We start from the raw sequence: 21,350 nt of genomic DNA, 5'->3' as shown, positions 1-21,350 counted from the left end.
TCAAATAAGCAAAACAGTTTCATACTCGCCTTATGGCACTCATCCCACAATCCTTTATTGCCGATCTATTAAATCGGGTAGACATCGTTGATGTGGTTGGGCAGCACGTAAAGTTAAAAAAAGCGGGTGCAAACTTTCAGGGTTTGTGCCCCTTTCATTCGGAGAAGTCTCCTTCATTTTCAGTATCACCCACCAAACAGTTTTATCACTGCTTTGGTTGTGGCGCGCACGGATCTGCCATTAGCTTCTTAATGGAGTACTCCGGTCTTGGTTATGTGGATGCCATCGAAGACTTGGCACGCTCAGCTGGTTTAGATGTGCCTCGAGAAGAACGCACAGCAAATGATGTTGCGCGTCAGCAGCAAGCTATGGCGCTGAGTGAGGTAATGAGTTCTGCAGCAGATTGGTATCGCCAGCAACTCAAGGGCAATACCCGAGCCGTCGAATACCTCAAAGGTCGTGGTCTTACTGGTGAGATCGCCAAGCGCTATGCCTTAGGCTATGCACCTGATGGTTGGCAAGGTCTAGAGGCTGTATTTGGTACTTATTCGAATGATGAGGTTGCCAAGATATTGTTGGAGGGCGGTCTACTCATTCAGGGCGAGCAGTCTGAAGGCGCAAATGTAAAGCGTTATGACCGTTTCCGTGATCGCATCATGTTCCCGATTCGCAACCCTAAAGGCCAAACAATTGGCTTTGGTGGGCGCATCTTGGATCAAGGCGAGCCAAAATATTTAAATTCTCCAGAAACACCACTCTTTTCTAAGGGCAATACGCTCTATGGTTTGTTTGAAGCAAGGCAAGCGATTCGTTCGCAAGAATATGTTCTTGTCTGCGAAGGTTATATGGATGTAGTGGCATTAGCGCAATTGGGATTTCCAAATGCGGTTGCTACTTTAGGCACTGCTTGTACCGCCAATCATGTGCGTATGCTGTTGCGTCAAACCGATAAGGTGGTGTTCTCATTTGATGGCGACTCTGCTGGACAGCGTGCTGCACAGCGCGCACTCGAGGCTTGTTTGCCTCTCATGTCGGACGATAAAGAAATTCGTTTCTTATTTTTGCCGACAGAGCATGACCCAGATAGTTATGTGCGCGCTTATGGAGCACCCGCTTTCGAGAAGGTTATTAAGGAAGCCATGTCTATCTCCAGCTTCTTCTTTAAGGTGGTGAGCGAGGACCATGAGTTAACTACTCCGGAGGGTAGGGCCCATACACATCATGCCGCTAAACCCCTTCTGCTTTCCATGCCACCAATTGCACTACGCACACAAATCTTGCGTGAGTTAGCCATTCGCACGAACACCACTCCAGCTGAGCTTGAGGCATTTTGTGGTTTGACAGTGGCACCTGCCCCTGTGCGTCAAACCACTTATCAGCCGATGCAAGCCAGAACTAGAGGCACTCAAGGCAATCAAAATAATCAGAATACGTTTTCAGGTAATGGCAATCGTCAAGGCGCACCTTGGCAAGCATCTAAAGGTTCTGCAAAACGCGTTGCGAGTCAAAATATTGAACCACCTAAAGCGCCAACCGATTTGGCAGAGCAAATGTTGCGAGTCATCATTCAGTTTCCGCACTTGGGAAAGGCGCTAGATGAGAATAAGCGAGCGCTTGCATTAAAAGCTGCAGAACAAAGATCTGAAAAAGCCCATGCTTTGATGAAAGATCTTTTAGCGCAGTGTGACTTGGTTGAGTTGATTCCAGGCGAAGGTAATAAACCGGCTACCGCAGGTGCTGGAGCATTCGCAATGTTCCAAGATCAACTTTCTCGTAGTGAGTTGGCTCCTTTGTATGAAGTTCTCAGGAATCGTGTGATGGGCTCTGATTTGGAGCTTGATGGTGCTGCCGCCGACCTGGATGGGGCATTCAAAAAACTGGAATTAACCCACCTCAAGCAAGAAATGACGGAAATTGCCCAAAAGATCGCCGGAAGTACTGCTACCGAGCAAGATCGGGCCCGATATCGAGAATTGGGCGAAAAGCTGAAATTCTCCTAAGAATTTCTAAAAACACCCCTAGAAATCCCCTGAAATTACCCCATATTTTTAGGTAAGAAGGGGGTCAAAAAGTCGCAATCGACTATAATCCTCTGTTCCCAAGAAAAAACCGATTTAATTCAGCCACTTGCGCTTTATTTTGATGAAATTTGGGGTAAGTGGGTAAGTGAGTAAATGAATTACTACGGGGGCTGTGTTTCATCAGTCGATATCAACAACAGTAATGTGAGTAAGTGCTAATAAATGCCGAATACCAAGACCAAAAAACCAGCTCCAAAAGCGAAAGCTCCAGCTAAGCCAGTAAAGGCTGCCGCAAAACCAGCTGCTAAAGCAAAGGCGCCAGCTAAGCCAGCTCCAAAAGCAAAAACACCTGCTAAGCCAGTAAAGGCTGCTGCTAAACCAGCGGCTAAACCTGTGGCCAAAGCAAAGGCGCCAGCTAAGCCAGCTCCAAAAGCAAAAACACCTGCTAAGCCAGTAAAGGCTGCTGCTAAACCAGCTCCAAAAGCGAAAGCTCCAGCTAAGCCTGTAAAAGCAGTTTCTAAGGCGCCTGCTAAACCAGTTAAGGCTGTTGCAAAAGCACCAGCAAAACCAGTAAAGGCTGCAGCAAAACCAGTTTTAAAAGCTCCCGCGAAATCTGCCAAAGCAGAAGTCAAGGTTGAGCCAGCGAAAAAAGGTAAAGCAGTAGCAGCACCTAAGGCTGAGCCAGTTAAAGAAACAAAGGCAGCAAAAGAAACTAAAGATGCAAAAGAAGTCAAAGGCAAAAAAGCCAAGACTGCAGAACTAGAGGCGCCTGTAGTTGTTGAGGAAGAAAAGAAGCGCGGTCGCAAAGCCAAAGCGGATGCACCTGCTGAAGCTGCTGAACCAGTATTAACGGATCGTCAAAAAGCTCGTGAGCGTAAGGCGAAAGAGAAAGCGCTCTTAAAAGAATTTGCAGCACAACAGCTAGGAACTGAAGAGCAACAAGAGTTACGCCGTGCTCGCTTGAAGACTTTGATCAAGATGGGTATGTCCAAGGGTTACTTAACCCATGGCGAGATGAATGACGTGATGTCTGATGAGTTGTCCGATGCGGATGCATTGGAAACTTTGATCAGCTTGCTCAATGACATCGGCATTACTGTTTACGAACAAGCCCCTGATGCAGAAACATTAATCCTTTCTGACAATACAGCTGCTGCAGCTTCTGAAGAAGAGGCTGAAGAAGAAGCTGAAGCTGCTTTATCTACTGTTGATTCAGAATTCGGACGCACTACTGATCCAGTACGTATGTATATGCGTGAAATGGGTACGGTTGACTTGCTGACTCGCGAAGGCGAGATCGTGATTGCGAAGAAGATCGAAGCTGGTCTCAAAGACATGGTGATGGCTTTGGCTGCTTGCCCTGTAACAATTGCCGAGATTCTGAGCAACGTTGACAAGATCGCTAGTGGCGAGATGGAGATTGATCAGTTTGTGGATGGATTGGTTGATCCTAACGCAGAAGATATCAAACTTGGGCCTGAAGAGCCAGAAGTCGATCCTGACGCTGAAGAAAGTGAAGAAGGCGGCGAAGAAGATGAAGGCAGCGGTGGCGGCGGTGGTGCTGCAACAGCAAATGCCAAGCAATTAGAAGAATTAAAGCAAATCTCTTTAGAGAAGTTTGCAATCGTTCGCACACAAGCTGACAAGATGCGCCGTGCATTTGATAAAGATGGTTACAACTGTCCAGCATACGTGAAGGCGCAAGATGCAATTCGTGCTGAATTACTTGGTTTCCGTTTAACGGCGAAGAGTGTTGAGAAGTTATGCGACACCATGCGTTCACAAGTAGACCAAGTATGGAAGCTTGAGCGCGGTATTGTGAGTTTGTTAGTAGACAAAGTTGGTGTTAATCGTGGTGAAGTATTAAAAGACTTCCCTAAGATGTCTATGAATTTGACTTGGACTGAGAAGTTGCTCAAAGAGAACAAGCCATACAGCGCACTCTTGCAACGTAACGTTCCAGCTATTCAAGAACTACAACAGAAGTTGATCGATATTCAGAAGAATGTCGTTATTCCGTTGCCAGAATTAAAAGAAGTTAATAGGCAAATGATCGCTGGCGAGAAGCGTGCCCGCGAAGCAAAACGTGAGATGACTGTAGCCAACTTACGTTTGGTAATCTCGATTGCTAAGAAATACACCAACCGTGGCTTGCAGTTCTTGGATTTGATTCAAGAAGGCAACATTGGCTTGATGAAGGCGGTAGATAAGTTTGAATACCGTCGTGGTTATAAGTTCTCGACTTATGCAACATGGTGGATTCGTCAGGCGATTACCCGTTCGATTGCTGACCAGGCACGTACGATCCGTATCCCAGTTCACATGATTGAGACGATCAACAAGATGAACCGTATCAGCCGTCAAATTTTGCAAGAGACTGGTCATGAGCCAGATGCTGCAACCTTGGCGCTGAAGATGGAGATTCCTGAAGACAAGATCCGCAAGATCATGAAGATTGCTAAAGAGCCTATCTCCATGGAGACACCAATTGGTGACGATGAAGATTCTCATTTAGGCGACTTCATTGAAGACGGTAATACTTTGGCTCCAGCTGAAGCTGCATTGCATGACTCTATGCGCGATGTTGTGAAAGACGTTCTCGATTCATTGACACCACGCGAAGCAAAAGTATTGCGTATGCGCTTTGGTGTTGAGATGAGCACTGATCACACTCTTGAAGAGGTTGGCAAACAGTTTGACGTTACTCGTGAGCGTATTCGTCAGATTGAAGCTAAGGCTCTGAGAAAGATGCGTCATCCAAGCCGTAGCGACAAACTCAAGACCTTCCTCGAAGAAGATTGATCCAAGACTAACGGGCCCATAGCTCAGTTGGTTAGAGCAGAGGACTCATAATCCTTTGGTCCCAGGTTCAAGTCCTGGTGGGCCCACCAATGAAATTAACGACTTAGGGAGAAATTCCTAAGTCGTTTTTTCTTTCTGTGTAGTCGGTGTGTAGCACATAACACTACTAAATCCCAATAGATACATGACTCTGGTTTGGAGCAACAAACCGAAAGTAGATTGTTGTGGCCCTTAGATTTTCTTTAAGGTCTCTAAATACTCTACAGATTTCACCTCTGGTAATTCCTTCAAAACCCATCCTATTTCGTTTGTGAGGGGTTGTGAGCTATCCCAATAAGTTATTAGGAATCCCATTAGAAAAGTAAAAATGGCAAGGCTTAGAAGATAGATTTTGTTATTTCTCATTCTTCATTTGCTTAATGGAGTTAATGCAATCAGATACGCTGTGTTTTGGAAACTTTCCAACATTCGTTTTTTTGAGAGACTGTACACAATCAGTGAGTGTGTATCTGAGTTTTATAGGGCTTACTTGCTTCATTTATTTTCTCCTAAGGCATTCATTTTTCAATGACGACTAATTCATCTGTTTTCTGTAACTCAGAGAATTTCTCCTCTGACAAAAAAGCTGGTTCACCATTGGCTTTGGTTATTTCAATGTAGCCAGACTCAAGCTTGCGCGAAAGGTAATCATTTGCCACTAACGGAGTAAATTCCACCTCAATACCCTCCGCAGGTCGTTTCTTAGCGATGATCCCGTGATTAATACGTATCCACATAAACCTAATGTTTGAGCAGTTAGCTAGCCCAGATGGATCTGAGCTAGCTAATTTTTATTAAGCCGCTTCCTTGACTTCCTCAATTACCAGTTTAGAGTTACCACCAATCAAAATCTTGCGGGGTAGCTTCTCCTCAGGAATGACATTCTCTAACTTGATAATCAGTAAGCCATTCTCGACATCGGCAGAGCGCACAATCACAGTCTCTGCCAAGGTAAAGTCATGACTAAAGTCTCGATTGGCAATTCCCTTGTGAAGGTATTCGCCAGTCTGCTCTGCTTTAACCTTACCGATAACGGTTAGCTTGTTACCTTCGGCCGTAATATCAATCTCATCATTTTTAAAGCCAGCCACAGCAATCTCAATGGCGTAGTCGCGCTCATTCTTTTTAATGATGTTGTATGGGGGGTAGCTTTGGGCCTTGCTGAGGCTCTCCCCAGAGCTCATTTCTTCCATCGCATCAATGAGGCGATCAAAACCTACAGAGCTTAGTAATACATTTCTACCAAATGGATAAGACATCGTTTTCTCCTTAAATTTAAGCAAGTTCACAATTTCCTAGACCCCTAAGGCATCTAGTTAAGCTCTATTTAAGGATGGATTTTTTGAATTTCAAGGGGCTTGAATTTCATTTTTTTTGCCCATATGTATAAGTCAAAGAACAAAAATTCCCCATTGAAATTGGGGATATTTTTCTTTTGTCACTTTTAGGTAATTTAATAGCTAACTGATTACATGGAGAAAGCAAAATGCTCGAAACTGACCATTTAGAGCTCCAGGAAAATAACCAGGAGCCCATTACTAGGCCTAAGCTCAAGCGCTTGATTTTGGAATATCTTCAAAAAAGGAGTCGTAAAGAGATTCTTGCGGAAGACCCTTGTGATGAAGGGCATTCTTCAGTCGAGTAGCCACTTAGATGGATAGTTTGCAGGTCTTGAAATACTAAAAATTATCCCCAAATAACGGAGGTTAATCTTTTCTATGGGAAATTGAAATGACTGTTACGACTAAAGAAACCCTAGGTTTTCAGGCGGAAGTAAAGCAGCTTTTACAGCTGATGATTCACTCCTTGTATTCCAATAAGGAGATTTTCCTGCGTGAGCTAATCTCAAACGCTTCTGATGCTGCTGATAAATTGCGTTTTGAAGGTATTGCTCACCCTGATTGGTATGGCGATGACCCAGAACTAAAAATCAAAGTCGAATTTGATAAAGCTGCTAGAACGGTGACTATTTCAGATAATGGAATTGGTATGAGCCGGGAAGAAGTAATCAATAACCTGGGGACGATTGCCCGTTCTGGGACTAAGGAGTTCTTTACTAAGCTATCCGGAGATCAGCAAAAAGATGCAGCCCTCATTGGCCAGTTCGGCGTAGGCTTTTACTCTGGCTTTATTGTTGCTGACCGTATTACCGTTGAGACTCGGCGTGCAGGCTTGCCTGCTTCTGATGGTGTGCGTTGGGAATCGGATGGCTCTGGCGAATTTACGATTGAGCAAATTGATCGCCCTCAACGTGGTACATCCATCACCTTGCATTTACGTGATGGAGAGGATGATTTCCTTAGCAGCTATAAGCTTAAGTCAATTATTCGTAAGTATTCAGATCATATTTCCTTGCCGATCCAGATGCGTAAAGAGGAGTGGGATACCGATAAAAAAGAGCAGGTTGTCAAAGACGAACTCGAGAGTATCAATCAATCGTCAGCATTATGGGCTCGCAATAAGTCAGAAATTACAGAAGACCAGTACAACGAATTCTATAAGCACCTATCTCATGACTATGAGAATCCATTGTGCTATTCGCTAAATCGGGTAGAGGGTAGGAGTGAATTTACCCAGTTACTCTTTGTGCCGAGCAAAGCCCCTTTTGATTTGTGGGATCGCAATAAGCGTGGCGGTATCAAGCTGTATGTCAAACGCATTTTCATTATGGATGACGCTGAAAAGCTCATGCCAATGTATCTGCGCTTTGTCACGGGCGTGATTGATTCAGTTGATTTACCACTAAACGTCTCCCGCGAAATCTTGCAAGAGTCTCGTGATATTAAAGTCATTCGCGAAAGCTCTACCAAGCGAGTGCTGAGTATGCTTGAAGAGATCGCTAATAGCGACGATGAGGCCAAGAAAGAAAAATATCGCACGTTCTGGACGCAATTTGGCCAAGTGCTCAAAGAGGGCGTTGGCGAAGATCAAGCAAATCAAGAACGTATTCTCAAGCTCCTTCGTTTTGCCAGCACCCTTACTGATTCGGCTGAGCAGACAGTATCTTTGGCTGAATATGTCTCGCGTATGAAAGAAGGCCAAGACAAGATTTACTATGTCACGGGTGAAACTTTCAACGCAGCTAAAAACAGTCCGCATTTAGAGATTTTCCGCAAGAAAGGCGTTGAAGTCCTCTTGTTATCTGACCGTGTTGATGAGTGGATGCTCTCCTTCGTTACTGAGTTTGATGGCAAGCAATTAGCATCCGTTGCTAAGGGCGGATTGGATTTAGGAAGTCTAAGTGATGAAAAAGAAAAGAAGGAGCATGAGGAAACTGAGAAGCAATTCAAAGACTTGGTTGAGCGCATGAAAAAAGTCTTGGAAGGTAAGGCTAAAGATGTGCGGGTGACCTTTCGCTTAACTGATTCTCCAGCCTGTTTGATTGCAGATGAGAATGAACTGTCTGGCAACTTGCTGCGGATGCTAAAGGCTGCCGGTCAAAATGCCCCTAATATGAAGCCTATATTGGAGATTAATCCAGAGCATCCTTTGCTATCCAAGCTCAAAAGCGATGATCAGCATTTTGATGATTGGACTAATCTCCTATTTGATCAGGCTTTATTAGCAGAGGGTGGGCAGCTCAATGATCCAGCCAGTTTTGTAAAGCGCATGAATCAATTGCTGTTGAATTAAGTTTATAAGACTCGTCTCTATTGCGGGTGTCGTATAACGGCTATTACCCTAGCTTCCCAAGCTAGAGACGAGGGTTCGACTCCCTTCACCCGCTCCAGAAACTTAACAGGCGTTACACAAGATCTCGCTTGTTCATTAAGGAATGTCCATCAAGCAAAGGGATACTAGGTGGATTCACCACATATGGATAAAGCCAGCCCTCGGGTTGGCTTTTAACCGCTGAAGAAACATCTAGCCGTTACAATTTGGATATTGTTCATTAACTGTTTCTAGCTCATATTTAAGGCTTATTCATGACCAAAATCCCAGCATTTTTACTCGCAGCATTTACCTTCCTGCCATTTGCCGTACAAGCAAAAGAGATTAAAGTTGCCGCTGTTGAGTTTGCTGCAAAATCACCTGGTTTTGATGTAAACCTTCCTGGAATAGTAGATGCGGTTACAGTTGCAGCCAAAAATGGCGCAAAGTTAATTGTCTTGCCTGAAGGTGCTACAACTGGATTTGCTTACACGGATGCAAAATCTCTGATGCCTTATGCAGATACAGTGCCTGGCAAAACTACAGCCGCACTTTCAAAAGTAACCCAACAATACAATGTCTATGTAGTGGTAGGCATGATGGAGAAAGATTTAATTACCAAAAAAATCTATAACGCTGCAGTATTAATCGGGCCAAAGGGTTACATCGGCAAGTACCATAAAAATACCTTGGCAACTGGTGAGGGTGTTGCAGTAACCCCGGGTAAATTAGGTTTTCCTGTATTTGATACGGATATTGGCCGCATTGGATTAGTAATTTGCTTTGATGATACTAATCTTCAGAATCTTCTGCTGCCGGTATTAAGAGGCGCAGATATTGTGGCGCAACCAATTGGCTCTAATAAGATGGCTAGTATTTATGCTGCGAGCTATACAAATCATTCAACGATGGCCAATATGTCAACCGCAGTGAGTTGGATGGCATCAAATGTGATTTCAAGTAATTCGACTGGATCTGAGGGATTTGGTCCAGTGCAGATTGATTTTTTTGATGGAGCCTCATCCATTTGGGATAACTCAGGTAAGCGCCTAATTTCAGCGCCTCTATCTTCGCCAGCCAACCCAACCAAACCACAAACTATTTACGCAACGATTAATCTTGATAAGAAGAGCGATCAAAAATCATACTGGTTTAAACATCGTCGTCCGGAGCTGTATCAAGATATTAATAATTACCGTTATCCAGATGATGGGGCTGCAACCTATGCCCCAAAACAGGTTTCAGCTGCGCTGATCCAATACGAGCCTAAGCTAGGTAATGTTGATGAAAACTATAAAAAGGTTGATCAACTTATTCGGGAGCGTTCTGGCGTTTTTAACTTAACAGTTCTACCATTTAACTCATTCTTGGGGCCTGTAGGTCTGAATAAAAGTAACGTAGCCCAATACGCAGAAGAGCTCAATGGCAAGAGCTATCAGATGGCTGCAAGTTTGGCAAAGAAATATAGCTCTTACGTTTTATTTTCTATGCCTGAGAAAAGGGGTGACAAGTACTATGAAACTGCCATTCTATTTAATGGAACTGGTGCACAAGTTGGCCTCTATCGTAAGTCGCATTTAAATGATGTTGAAAAATCTTGGGCAACTGCAGGAGACGAGCTCCCTATTATTAGAACCTCTGATTTTGGTAATATTGCAATCATGTTGGATGATGAAGTGCGTATTCCAGAGTTAACTCAAATGTATGGCATCTACCGAGCAGACCTCATATTGGTACCCACTGCTTATAACCAAAAAGATTATGGTGGGCCTGTTGATATACCAAAAGGTGTGGTGCTAGATGCTAGCAATAAGGGGATGTCGATGTGGTACAACATTGCGAAGTATGCTCAGGCTTACACTTTGGTGGCTAACTACATTGGTGGCGAACATCGTGATATTGGTGATAGTGCTGTTTATGCCTTGACCCCAGAAGTGGGCTACTATCCACCGAATATTGCGCCTAAAAAAGAGCTTGCTCACCTGGTTGATTTCACAACGCATGCCAATAACACCGTATACATTGATCAGGAACGTTTAATTGCTAGCCGTCGTTGGGATGAGGGAGCCCCTTTAGCTCTGGATATGGATAGCGCTTGCTTTAAAGAGTGGAGAGCAAATCCTGAAAGCAAAGAGTTATGCCCTAAGGCTATGGGCATTAAATAAGCTCTGGGTGCAAGCGACTGTCATTTAAAAAATTAAAAGCTTGGGCTTGGATAGATTTGTTGAGATAAAAACTTACCGTTCTTATCTACTTTGGCTAGAACCATATCTCCAACGTTCACTACTTTGCCGGTGAAGGCTTGGATATTTACATGGTGTGTGACCAAAATGATGGGCGTCTTGGGATTTTCAGTTAGCTGAGCTTGAATAAGTTTTTCTAGATTTCGAGTTTGCTCTTTTTCCATGCTCATATCGTCAAAGAAAGAGCCGAGTGCGGGGGCGATGGTAACTTGCCCCTTGTTCAGTAGTTTTGCAGTGTCAATACAGCGACACCAGGGACTGCTCAACACCTTTGCAGAAGTAATCCCTTGATTACTCAACCACTGGCCTATCAGTATTGCCTGCTTCTTGCCTCGATCACCCAGATTTCTTTGGGTAGAGCACCTATCTAGTTGATAGCCCGCAGGATCTCCATAGCCAGGCGCATCAGCATGACGCATCAGTAAAACATGCTGTCCATCGCTAAGGCTACTTGCAAGGTTTGCACTTGCTGGCATGGCGACAATGGTAAGTAATGCACCTATAAAGAAGGAGAAGAAAATATTCATGATGATTAATTTTAAAGAGAATCGCTTAAGATGGTGGACATATGAAATTAGTCCGCAAAATTCGAGAGCTGTATGATGAGATTCTCAGTTTCATACGAGCTAATTTACGTTAGTCAGCTCTTATCCCTCATGCTCCTGAGGGCGGTGTTGTCTAAGGAGAGTCGAACGCCTAGTGAACCAGATCCTGCGCATACAGGCAGTTTTCTGAGTCCAATTTCAAGAGACTCAATTTCGGGGTATTTAGAGCAGGCTTGAGCGATTCGAGTCATCAGTCTTTCTTGCGTTTCATAATGACCATCGCCTGCTAATCGATCAATCTCAACGACTAAGGGGTCATAGTCAAATACATTTTCCATGGCATCTTCTGCGATAAGAACAAGTTTTGGATCTATCCAAAGAGTTAAGTCGAGAAGATGCTGTTTTGGAATAATAGCGCCTGGACCATAGGTCCCGATTTGCGTTTGCAGTTTAAGATCTTTTAATTCAATACATGCTATAGCCATCTTTTTTCCCTTTGGGTAATAGATTATTTCTGAAGTATTTCAATTTGGGAGGCTAGTTCATAGCCACTCAGCCAGGCGCCCTCGACCCTTCCTCCGCGAAGCCAGTCACCACAAAATCCTAACCTGAGATCTTGATTGATGATGGGGCCGGAGGCAGGATTAACGTGGCCACTTGCGTAACGCCAGCGATGTATAGAGACTTTAGAGTTACCAAAGTCTAAACCTAGTTTTTTTGCACAATCTAGAATCAGTTTTGCTGCTGCATCCCTATCTAACTCAATCCATTCCTGGCTCCATTGAGGATTGGCGTGAATTATCCATACTTCACGACCGATACGATTTGGCTTAGAGTTATTCCTAGAAATCCAACTAATGATCTCGTTATTGACAAACGCAGCATCAAAATCAGTATTGAGATTTTGATTAGGACTAACAATCACGGTCCAGCAGCCCTGCATATTGGCATTTGATACCCAGCCCTTAATTTTCAAGTCCATTTGTTGCGTGAGGGCTAATGCCTGAGGCGCAGGTAGCGCTAAAACAAGCCAGTCAAATTTTTTCTGAATGTCACCTCCCTCTATGCTATGCAGTGACCATTTACCTTTTTTAATGGCAATTTGATCAATAGTTTGGTTGAGCTGGATGGAGAGATTTCTGGCTAAAAATTTTTCCGGCGCAGTCATATTGGGGGTGCCAACATAGCGATTTTCAGAGCTGATACTGTCGTGCCACTGGCCTTGTTTATAAACTTTTAGACATGGATTCCAGATACTCGCTGCTTCACTCTGAATCCAGTGATTAAGCTCTTCAATGAAAAGGGGATCTCTTGCTGTGAAATATTGAGCTCCATGGTCTGCATTCCAACCATCTCCATTGCGAGTGCTCATGCGCCCACTAACTCCGCGACTTTTCTCATAGACCTCAACCTCAAACCCAAGTTTTTGTAAACGAGTAGCGCAGCTGAGGCCAGAAATACCTGCGCCGATGATGGCAATACTGATCTGCTTTGAGTGGGTTTTACTGGTCATTGGGAGTAATATTTCTGAAGGTCAGATTAATCCGAGGTTCATCAATCTTTTTGGTTTTAAGTAGGGCATGGTGCCAATGCTCTTGGGTGGGGGAATGCATGATGAGAGCGCTGCCATTTTCTAATAAAAGAGAGTGTGTTGTTTTGTCTTTCTTATGTCGAAAAGCAAACTTTCGTGTGGCGCCAAGACTAAGAGAGGCAATGGGCGATTTTGCATCCAATTCTTTTTCATCATCGCTATGCCAGCCCATGCCATCAAGGCCATCATGATAGAGATTGAGTAGGCAGGAATTAAATTTTGACTTCGTGAGATCCTCAAGTTGACCCTTAACCAAGAGTAGTTCGGCAGTCCATTTTTGGGACTGTCTCTTGATTCCAGAATAGGTATAGTCACATTTAGGGTCACCAATCCAAACTACTTTTCGACGAGTGGTTACCACTTTACCGAACATCAATAATCGATCTTCCTCCCAGGGCAGTGACTCTACGAGTTGTGTCATTAATTTAGCGCTACTGTGGTGACTTATAAATTCTGGGTAGTAATGGGCAGCCCCATCCTTAGGTAATAGGTTCTGCCTAGACTGCATTGGATCTGCGCGAAATAACGAGCTTTGCTTCATTGAGGGGGTTTGACGGTAAGCGCTAATTGAATAAAAACTCTAGAATAGCGTTAATTCCTATTTGTGTTGTGGCGGCCATCAGAACCAAAACAACTTACACAATATTCGTTCTCTTAACAAAGGCTTGATTATGAAATCTCCAGATAAGCGTTGCTGTGGATCAGGCGTCTGCATTATTAATGATGCGGGTGAGTGTTGGTGTGGCCAAGTTTGGGATGGTGAAAAAATGGCAGCCCCTAGCCTGAATTTGCAGTCAGCCAAAGATAAAAGCCCAGCAACGAATTCTGATGAGCCTAAGTCTGAGTAGTAGACCCGGGTTTAAGACAGGCTTTACTGGCTGAATCTTCTGCAGATTTAAGCCATTTTGGTGATTTATTACCTTTGCTCAATTCTTCTAATTGCGTCGAGCTAAGATTGCTCACGAGTTGTTTCGCAGTGCATTCGCAATACGCTCGGAAATCATTTGGGGCAATCTCCTTAATCTTCTGATGTGCCTGAACCTGGCTTTGAATACAGCTTTCAACATAGCTTGGGTTCAAAGATTTGCCTGCATTGATCTGAGCGCTGACCGGGCCTGCAATGATTATGGATAGCAAGGCAAAATTAATTAGATTTCGTATTTTCATGATGAGATTACCAAAAGATAGATAAAGGAAATCAGCTGGAATAGGTTGATGACAACGCTGGCGCCATGAAGTACATGAAACTGTCTATTTTGACCGCTATCTTTGGCGTGATTAATTTTTCCGGTGAGATAAAACAGAGTAAAGGCAAATAATGCCGCGCAGAATGCAAGCAATAATTTGTTGCTTGAGTCTTGTTCGGTAAAGATGCAAATTAGAGTAATGAGACCCAGAGTAGCGTAATACTTTGGGAAAAAGTTTCTAACATATTTGCTTGACCATTCCACTGGCAAAACTTTAAAAACGGTTGGCGCAACAACTACTGTAAAAAACAGCATGATGCCAACCATGCCAGACAAGAGGTAATTAGTCATTATGTTCACTTTCTAAAAAATCATCCATAAACTCTACGAAGGGAATGGGCAGCAACCCCATCCTTCAGGGCTTCACGCACAGGGTATGCGATGAGGTCGATACTCTTCCGAACTGCAAGACGCTCTAAATAAGTGGGCGTTGGTTTTTTAATAATCGGGTACACCCAGTCAGGAAGATTCAGAAACCCTGCACGACTAATGAGTTTGATAAAGGGTTTAGCTGCTAAATTGCTTGGGAAATGATCGAGCAAATCAATAATGCTTTTAGCTCGGTCGCCAAAATATAGCTCTGGTTTGTAGGCTTTAATGGCGCTCTCAGTCTCCGCATAAGTGTTTGGAATACCAGTGGCGCCCATTCTTTCGCCAAGAGATTTCATTTCTAAAAAATATTGATCTTTCTCTTTTGGGTTTAATTTTTCCTTACGGTAAACTTCAAAAGAGCTCATGAAGCTGCGCGTTTCTGTGAGATGCACCCAAGCTAGTAAATGTGGATCAGTGGCTGAGTATGGTTTTCCAAATTCATCGAGGCCAGTAATTTTGGTATGAATCTGATTAACCTTCTGAATGATGTTGTCTGCCATATCGGTAGGACCGTATGTAGTAGCTGCAATAAAAAAGGCCGTTCTACCAAGGCGACCCTTTAAGTCTTTTCTAAATGAGGAGTGATCCCAAACTCCGGCTAAGGCTTGTGGATGCAGAGCCTGCAAAATCAATGAGCTGATACCGCCAATCATCATGGAAATAAAGTCTGCATGTACCTTCCAGGCTATTGATTCGGGGCCAAATAAACCACGATCACCTTTGGGGGCTAAGAATGCTACTGGTGGGCCGCTACCGCCCACCATTTCTCGAATCGTTTTCCGAATCAGCTCATCCAACATGGGCTTAGTGCATCTTCAGATTTCTTAAATCATCATCCTCAATGATTTCGGTAATGAGATCGAGTCTAATCCGTGGATTGGTTTGGGCTAAGAGGTGATTTTTCTGTGCAAGAGAAATTGGTAAGAGTTCAGCAAGGCGATTGGACACCCAGCCGCAATCATCAGTCTTAAATGGCTTTTTGAAAGGGGCATCACCTAACAAGTCTTCACTTTGAATGACCGAAATAATCTCATTGAGTAATTTAGCGACCCCTTGATGTTCTTGAGGAATAGGCATGAGTGGATCTTTATCCAGCAGCTCTACTTCACCAACCCATAGACCATTGTTTTGTTGGGTGCTATTTAGTAACTTAAAGCGCTGTGTGCCGCATGATTTAGTCATGTACAGGGCGGGCTGCACAGGGTCAAAGTCTTCGATCAACGCTAGGGTCCCAATGCTGGCAAAAGTAGGGGGTTCGCTGTCATTGGCGTTATTGGTATTTTTGATGATGCTAACCACGCCAAACTCAGTCTTCTCGCGCAAGCATTGTTTAATCATGTCCAGGTAGCGGGCTTCAAAAATTTTGAGGGCGATAACGCCATCCGGGAAAAGTACTGTGCCCAGGGGAAATAACGGGATTTTTCGTGGGGCGGAGTTAGGTTCAGTCATGTATTCAATGTAATGGATTTGGATGCTTTTTGCTGATGACCAACTCACTGCTGAAATCCCCTCATGTTTGTATCCACGGCCAGCAATAAACCCAATTTCCGTTTACATTAGACATTCAATTCTTGGAGATCCAAAATGGTTCAAAAACTACGCATTAAGCTCGCCCGCTGGATATTGGGGAAGCATTGCCCGTGCTATCAAATGGGTTACCACAGCATGGTTGATTTTCAGCAAAGAAGTGCTGACCAGCTTGCAAAAGCCCAAGAGCGAAAAAACAAGTAAGTGATCTCCTGTAATTGAGTTTGCTATGAAGATTTGGCAAATGCGCAGAAATTGCGCCTTGACTCCGAAGCAGCTACTGCAGTTTTACATTGTCTTAGTATGTCTATCTTTTGTAGTGGCAATTGGATTTTTATTAGCAGGCGTCTGGGTTATTCCAATTTTTACGATTGTTGAGATAGGTGCGGTAACGATCGGATTTTTGATTTATTGCAGGCATGCGCTTGATAGCGAGACGATTGAGATTGATGGCAAACGTCTGATTGTTAAAAAGTTTATCGGCTACAAAGAAAAGGTTTATGAATTCAACACTCAGTGGGCAAAAATAGAAACCCCTCTTGAGGATGCAAAAACCTTCTTTATTAGCCAATCAAACTTACGTGTGGAGATTGGCCAATTTATCAGGCAAGAGCAGCAGTTACCACTGATTGCTTCAGTAAGGCGCCACCTGGGTTGAGCGGGGTTTGCTAAGGCGCCATGCTATTGATCCACAACAAATTATCTGAGTGGCTACCGAGACAAAAGTTAGTCCATTCAAGATTGCAAAATAATTTGCAAATGGTGAGAGTGCTACGGGCATGCCATCTAGTAATGCAGTCTCTCGCAAGAAATCCATTCGAGGTATTAATAGAAAGCTGCTTGTTGCGGTGACTAGGATCAGTACAAGAGCCGGCATACGAATTACCCTGAGACCATATTGCTCTCTTTTGATAAGAACATTGGCAAGACTTAAAGTAATAAAAGTGCAGCCCAATATGTAATAAGACAAGTGCTGTATCAGTATGTGCGCTAGCATACCCGCTGCTTGTGAATCGCTAATGATCAAATAGGCACTTAAGCAGCTAAAAAATTGCGCAATGACTCCGCCTAACAATAGGTATGAGCTGAATCGTAAAATTCGGTAAGCTAGGCGATATTGATCTTGAAAAGTTTCAACCATGAGCTAAATAGGGTTAAGAAGTGCGCTGCAGCAAAAAAATGAATTCAGTCTGATACTAGTTGTAATCTAACATTTCTGCTAAGTTCAAAATGGACCTCAATAAAGCAGCAAAAGCGGCTCTCAATACTCTGGTAGACATAGCCAGTCATTCGGTTAACGGCCAACCAGTGCCTGTTCCTGAGCTTGCTAAAAGGCAAAATTTATCCATCAGTCGGATTGAGCTTTTGTTGCGACCATTAAGGGAGTCAGGTTTTGTTAAGGGCACTAAAGGTCGCAGAGGGGGTTACGTATTATCTCAAGATCCTGGCTTGATTACGATAAAGGATATCGTACTTGCCATGAATCTCATTAAAAAGCGCAAGGTAGAGTTATCCGATATTGCCAAAGAGCTTTACCAATCCTTAGAGGCCTATATGCTCAGTTGTATGGCCAACGTCACCTTGGCATCCACTATTAAAGATTACGTTCCCAGCTTTAGTGATGTCAAAAAAGCACCCGAGCGGACATCCTACGTTCCTCTTGATTCCAAAAAAGAGAAAAGACAAAAGGGTGAGGTTCAAAAAGTAGTGAAGGCGCAGTTTAAAAAAGTGGAAGATGTCCCGCGTGGGCCTAATTCTGTATTTGACTTTGCAAACTTCCTGGATCGTAGTCCAAGTTAAAGCTTGGGTTGAAGGGCTTTAATCTAGAGGCCCCATCATCCGATTCTCTGATTTTATGAATAAGCAATCGATCGATTATCCAACTCTTGCTTTTATTGATATCGAGACAACTGGTTCAAATTTTGACAGAGATCGTATTACAGAAATAGGCATTAAAACGCTTTCCAATAACGGGGCATCTATCTGGGAGAGCTTAATCAACCCCCATGTATATATTCCGCAAAATATTCAAAGACTCACTGGGATCTCCCCGCAAATGGTCTCTGACAAGCCTGGCTTTGAAGAAATTGCCAGAGACCTAAAAGCAGAGCTCGAAGGTAAGATATTTGTTGCCCACAATGCGCGCTTTGATTATGGATTTATTAAGGCCTCTTTTAAAAGAATGGGTGTGGATTTCAAGCCCAAGGTTTTATGTACCGTCAAACTCTCAAGACTCCTATTTCCCAACCAAGCTCGTCACAACCTAGACACCATCATTCGTGAGCATGGTTTGACTGTCAGTGCTAGACATAGGGCGCTTGGCGACGCAGACTTACTTTTTCAGTTTTGGCAAATTTGTGAGAGAGCAGTTGGTAAAGAGCGTTTGCTAGAGGCTCTGAATCAGTTGGTGGGAAATGCAAGTCTGCCACCGAACATCGATCAGGAATTAATTGACTCGATACCTGATGCGCCTGGGTGCTACATCTTTTATGGAGAAAATAGAAACCCTTTATATATTGGGAAGAGTATTTCCCTGCGCAGTAGGGTGATGGGGCACTTTCAAGGCTCGTTAACGCAGCGCAAGGAAATGAAATTATCTTTGCAGGTAAGAGATATTGACTGGATTGAAACGAGTGGAGAGCTAGGGGCTTTAATATTGGAGTCTAAGCTTATTAAAGAGCGCATGCCCAGTATGAATATCAAGCTTCGACGATCAAGAGATCTTTGTGCTTGGAGTCTCAATAAAGATGCTAATGGGGTGCTAAAGCCAACGCTTGTGAACCACAAAGATCTCATGCCGGGCCTGCAAGACAATCTTTTTGGTTTGTTTTATAACAAAAGAGAGGCTAACTCCTATCTAAAGGCGATTGCAAAAAAATATCGCTTATGCGAGGTATTGCTGGGGCTTGAGAAAGCGGTTGATGGAAAAGCCTGCTTTGGATATCAAGTGAAGCAATGTGGTGGCGCATGCATAGGCATCATGCCTACTGAAATGCATAATCTGCAATTAAGGACGGCAATGGAGTTATATCGGGTGCAGGTTTGGCCTTACAAGGGCCCAATAGCCATCAAAGACAATGGAGAAATGATTGTCTTGGATAAATGGTGCTACTTGGGTACTGCCATTAATGAGGATGAGTTGACTGAACTCAAAAGTGCTGGCGATGCTGAATTCGATCTTGATATTTATAAGATCGTTAAAAAAGCATTAGCCGGACAATATCAAAACCAAGTGATTCATCTTAGTTAAGAAGCGCTATGTCTACCATCGTCTATTGGTTTAGGAATGATCTTCGTTTGGAAGATAACCCCGGTTTTAAAGAAGCATGCGCATCAGCTAAGCATTTTTTACCAATTTATATTCATCCGGATAGCAATGATGATTTAACCGGCTGGGGATTCCCTCGATTTGCTAATCACTCTAGAGAATTTTTACAGCAATCGTTAGATGAACTTCGTCATCAATTAATTGCTAGGGGCTCTAATTTGCTAGAGCTCAGTAGCGAGCCATCAAAGGTTTTTCAATTAATAAGAGACCAAACTGCATTTGACTTCATTTATTGCGAGCAAATCCAAGCGCCAGAAGAGCTTGCAGAGGTAGATGTGATCAAGAATCTGGGTTTCAATGTCAGGCAATTTTGGCAATCAAGCATGCTTGATCCCAAGGACTTGCCATTTGATTTGCAGGAGATGCCGGATGTATTTACTAAATTCCGACAGGAGGTTGAGCGTAGAGGTCTTTTCTATGCGGAACCGATTTCTACTCCAGCTCACATTCCTCCATTGCCGCTGATGAGTATTGCGACTAAGCCAAAGGAAGCCTTATTTCCCAAGCAAGTCGAACCGCTTTTTAGTGGTGGAGAGCTGAGTGCTTTAGCCCATTTAGATCAGTACTTTGAGAGACGCTTGCCGGATACCTACAAGCAAACTCGTAATCAATTGACCGGCATGGACTATTCCAGTAAGTTTTCTCCATGGTTGGCTTTTGGCTGTTGCTCGGCAAGAACAATCGTGCAGAAGCTAAAAAATTATGAGTCAACATACGGAGCTAATGACGGAACTTATTGGCTGTGGTTTGAATTATTGTGGAGAGACTATTTCCGTTTTCTACATTTTAAGTATGGAGACAAACTTTATCGACCTCATGGTTTGATTGATAAAGAGATCAATAGCTTTGATAAAAAGAAATTTCAGCAATGGATTTCTGGTTGCACAGGTGAGAACTTTATTGATGCTGGCATGCGCGAGCTCCAGCAAACCGGATTTTTATCCAATCGTATGCGTCAAGTAGTGGCGAGCTATTGGATTTATGACATGAAAGGCGATTGGCGCGCTGGAGCTGCTTGGTTTGAATCTCAGTTGGTTGACTATGATGTGTATAGCAACCAGGGTAATTGGCTATACATAGCAGGAAGAGGTACAGATCCACGCGGAGGGCGCCCATTTAATGTGAAGAAGCAAGCTCAGGATCATGATCCTGATGGCGCTTATCGATCGAAGTGGTTAAATGCGCCCTAAAGTTTAAAAGGGGGGCGTTTATTCCGTTACCAAGGCAGCTTTTCACCCGAATAAGTCAGAAAGCTTCCTGTGTCTTCTTTGTTAAGTTGTTCAATCACATTAAACATCTCAGCTGCAGCTTGATCTGCAGGCCTGCCAATCTGCTCACCACGAAATGGCTTTGAGAGTCTAGAGTTCACAGTGCCGGGATGCATTGCGATTAATGCGGTATTCGGTTTTGTGCGTCCCCATTCGATCGATGTTGTCTTCACCAACATATTGAGTGCAGCCTTAGAGGCGCGATAGCTATACCAGCCGCCAAGACGGTTATCTTCAATGCTGCCTACTTTTGCTGATAGAGTCACCATGACGCTATTTTTGGGATCTAGTAATTTTGAAAAGTGACGAATGGTTAGTGCTGGCCCAATGGCATTGACTGTCATGAGTTCCATGAGTTGCTCGGCATTGAGGTCTTCTAGCCTTTTTTCAGGCATCCACTGATTCGTGTGTAAAACCCCGATGGTATTAATGATGAGTTGAAAAGGTGCTAGTTGAGAGAGTGCAGTTGCACAGGATTCAATAGATTCCAGATTTTGATAATCGATTGGAAATTCAGTATGGCGATGAATGCCGACAACCTCTGAGCATGCGGGGTTGGTTTTCAAAAGATCCATGAAGGCAGAGCCTATGGTTCCGGAAGAGCCAATAACTAGTGCGCGAAAGGGGCTGGGAAGTAAGCTCATGTTGCTCTGTTGAAGAAATTCAATAAATGGGGTGGATTGAAGAGACTTTAGCGCAGATCGCGCATGAGCGTA

Annotated in this window: 20 protein-coding genes and 2 tRNA genes; 12 read left to right on the top strand and 10 right to left on the bottom strand. The window is 43.7% G+C overall.

All coding sequences use genetic code 11. The annotated features are described in order from the left end of the window. Window positions 1-32 precede the first annotated feature (32 nt). The 3 genes from dnaG to QMF28_RS08050 all read left to right on the top strand — a co-directional run bounded on the left by dnaG (window position 33) and on the right by QMF28_RS08050 (window position 4,912). Window positions 33-2,000 (top strand): DNA primase, encoded by a 1,968-nt coding sequence (gene dnaG, locus QMF28_RS08060; RefSeq protein ID WP_281742200.1) that lies wholly within the window; start codon window positions 33-35, stop codon window positions 1,998-2,000. Window positions 2,001-2,243: 243 nt separating this feature from the next. Next, on the top strand, window positions 2,244-4,823 hold the full coding sequence (gene rpoD / locus QMF28_RS08055) for an RNA polymerase sigma factor RpoD (RefSeq protein ID WP_281742199.1): 2,580 nt from the start codon (window positions 2,244-2,246) through the stop codon (window positions 4,821-4,823). 12 nt (window positions 4,824-4,835) lie between these two features. Further along, window positions 4,836-4,912: transfer RNA gene (locus QMF28_RS08050), tRNA-Ile, on the top strand. A gap of 468 nt (window positions 4,913-5,380) precedes the next feature. Here QMF28_RS08050 and QMF28_RS08045 read toward each other — a convergent pair. Together QMF28_RS08045 and QMF28_RS08040 are read right to left on the bottom strand one after the other, a co-directional pair. Beyond that, entirely contained in the window at window positions 5,381-5,599 is a 219-nt protein-coding gene (locus tag QMF28_RS08045) for a hypothetical protein (protein WP_068324604.1), read from the bottom strand. 57 nt (window positions 5,600-5,656) lie between these two features. Next, window positions 5,657-6,121: an Hsp20 family protein gene (locus QMF28_RS08040; protein ID WP_068324602.1), complete on the bottom strand. Its 465-nt coding sequence runs from the start codon at window positions 6,119-6,121 to the stop codon at window positions 5,657-5,659. Window positions 6,122-6,593: 472 nt separating this feature from the next. On the opposite strand from QMF28_RS08040, the gene htpG reads away from it, so the two are divergent. From htpG to QMF28_RS08025, 3 genes are all read left to right on the top strand, one after another. Continuing rightward, window positions 6,594-8,495, top strand: a complete 1,902-nt coding sequence (gene htpG, locus QMF28_RS08035; protein ID WP_281742196.1) for a molecular chaperone HtpG — start codon at window positions 6,594-6,596, stop codon at window positions 8,493-8,495. A gap of 22 nt (window positions 8,496-8,517) precedes the next feature. Continuing rightward, a tRNA-Gly gene (locus QMF28_RS08030) sits at window positions 8,518-8,592 on the top strand. Between the two features lie 196 nt (window positions 8,593-8,788). Beyond that, on the top strand, window positions 8,789-10,678 hold the full coding sequence (locus QMF28_RS08025) for a carbon-nitrogen hydrolase family protein (RefSeq protein WP_281742194.1): 1,890 nt from the start codon (window positions 8,789-8,791) through the stop codon (window positions 10,676-10,678). Between the two features lie 32 nt (window positions 10,679-10,710). On the opposite strand, the gene QMF28_RS08020 is transcribed toward QMF28_RS08025, so the two are convergent. The 4 genes from QMF28_RS08020 to QMF28_RS08005 all read right to left on the bottom strand — a co-directional run bounded on the left by QMF28_RS08020 (window position 10,711) and on the right by QMF28_RS08005 (window position 13,433). Beyond that, window positions 10,711-11,283, bottom strand: a complete 573-nt coding sequence (locus QMF28_RS08020; RefSeq protein WP_281742193.1) for a histidine phosphatase family protein — start codon at window positions 11,281-11,283, stop codon at window positions 10,711-10,713. A gap of 113 nt (window positions 11,284-11,396) precedes the next feature. Then, on the bottom strand, window positions 11,397-11,786 hold the full coding sequence (locus QMF28_RS08015) for a dihydroneopterin aldolase (RefSeq protein ID WP_068324590.1): 390 nt from the start codon (window positions 11,784-11,786) through the stop codon (window positions 11,397-11,399). A gap of 23 nt (window positions 11,787-11,809) precedes the next feature. Continuing rightward, window positions 11,810-12,814, bottom strand: a complete 1,005-nt coding sequence (locus tag QMF28_RS08010) for an NAD(P)/FAD-dependent oxidoreductase (RefSeq protein WP_281742191.1) — start codon at window positions 12,812-12,814, stop codon at window positions 11,810-11,812. Continuing rightward, window positions 12,804-13,433 (bottom strand): alpha-ketoglutarate-dependent dioxygenase AlkB family protein, encoded by a 630-nt coding sequence (locus QMF28_RS08005; protein WP_068324584.1) that lies wholly within the window; start codon window positions 13,431-13,433, stop codon window positions 12,804-12,806. The genes QMF28_RS08010 and QMF28_RS08005 overlap by 11 nt, the downstream gene beginning before the upstream one ends. A gap of 130 nt (window positions 13,434-13,563) precedes the next feature. Here QMF28_RS08005 and QMF28_RS08000 point away from each other — a divergent pair, with 130 nt between their 5' ends. Further along, window positions 13,564-13,740 carry a hypothetical protein gene (locus tag QMF28_RS08000; RefSeq protein ID WP_167345998.1) on the top strand — a complete coding sequence of 59 codons (177 nt, stop codon included), beginning with the start codon at window positions 13,564-13,566 and terminating at the stop codon, window positions 13,738-13,740. Window positions 13,741-14,055: 315 nt separating this feature from the next. Here QMF28_RS08000 and QMF28_RS07995 read toward each other — a convergent pair whose 3' ends face one another. From QMF28_RS07995 to QMF28_RS07985, 3 genes are read right to left on the bottom strand one after another with little or no spacing between them, the layout of a single operon-like run. Beyond that, window positions 14,056-14,430 (bottom strand): DUF4149 domain-containing protein, encoded by a 375-nt coding sequence (locus QMF28_RS07995; protein ID WP_281742187.1) that lies wholly within the window; start codon window positions 14,428-14,430, stop codon window positions 14,056-14,058. Window positions 14,431-14,450: 20 nt separating this feature from the next. Beyond that, the gene (locus tag QMF28_RS07990; protein WP_281742185.1) at window positions 14,451-15,311 is read right to left on the bottom strand and encodes an oxygenase MpaB family protein; all 861 of its coding nucleotides are present in this window, start codon (window positions 15,309-15,311) and stop codon (window positions 14,451-14,453) included. A gap of 4 nt (window positions 15,312-15,315) precedes the next feature. Further along, complete coding sequence (locus QMF28_RS07985) at window positions 15,316-15,960, bottom strand: LON peptidase substrate-binding domain-containing protein (RefSeq protein WP_068324572.1); 645 nt, start codon at window positions 15,958-15,960, stop codon at window positions 15,316-15,318. A 135-nt stretch (window positions 15,961-16,095) separates the two neighbouring features. Here QMF28_RS07985 and QMF28_RS07980 point away from each other — a divergent pair, with 135 nt between their 5' ends. The 5 genes from QMF28_RS07980 (at window position 16,096) to QMF28_RS07960 (ending at window position 20,556) form a co-directional block, all read left to right on the top strand. Next, the gene (locus QMF28_RS07980) at window positions 16,096-16,242 is read left to right on the top strand and encodes a hypothetical protein (RefSeq protein WP_161484718.1); all 147 of its coding nucleotides are present in this window, start codon (window positions 16,096-16,098) and stop codon (window positions 16,240-16,242) included. Window positions 16,243-16,267: 25 nt separating this feature from the next. Further along, window positions 16,268-16,696 (top strand): DUF2244 domain-containing protein, encoded by a 429-nt coding sequence (locus QMF28_RS07975; RefSeq protein WP_068324682.1) that lies wholly within the window; start codon window positions 16,268-16,270, stop codon window positions 16,694-16,696. Between the two features lie 572 nt (window positions 16,697-17,268). Beyond that, on the top strand, window positions 17,269-17,838 hold the full coding sequence (locus tag QMF28_RS07970) for an RrF2 family transcriptional regulator (protein WP_281742179.1): 570 nt from the start codon (window positions 17,269-17,271) through the stop codon (window positions 17,836-17,838). A 55-nt stretch (window positions 17,839-17,893) separates the two neighbouring features. Beyond that, the gene (locus QMF28_RS07965; RefSeq protein ID WP_281742177.1) at window positions 17,894-19,288 is read left to right on the top strand and encodes a 3'-5' exonuclease family protein; all 1,395 of its coding nucleotides are present in this window, start codon (window positions 17,894-17,896) and stop codon (window positions 19,286-19,288) included. A gap of 8 nt (window positions 19,289-19,296) precedes the next feature. Beyond that, entirely contained in the window at window positions 19,297-20,556 is a 1,260-nt protein-coding gene (locus QMF28_RS07960) for a DASH family cryptochrome (protein ID WP_281742175.1), read from the top strand. A 26-nt stretch (window positions 20,557-20,582) separates the two neighbouring features. On the opposite strand, the gene QMF28_RS07955 is transcribed toward QMF28_RS07960, so the two are convergent. Continuing rightward, a complete protein-coding gene (locus QMF28_RS07955; protein WP_281742173.1) occupies window positions 20,583-21,278 on the bottom strand; it encodes an SDR family NAD(P)-dependent oxidoreductase in 696 nt (231 codons plus the stop codon). Between the last annotated feature and the right edge of the window lie 72 nt (window positions 21,279-21,350).

This window comes from Polynucleobacter yangtzensis (assembly GCF_027924165.1).
GTDB classification, from domain to species: Bacteria; Pseudomonadota; Gammaproteobacteria; order Burkholderiales; family Burkholderiaceae; genus Polynucleobacter; species Polynucleobacter yangtzensis.
The sequence above is the reverse complement of the archived record's forward strand: the minus strand, read 5'-3'. Positions and strand labels throughout refer to the sequence as shown.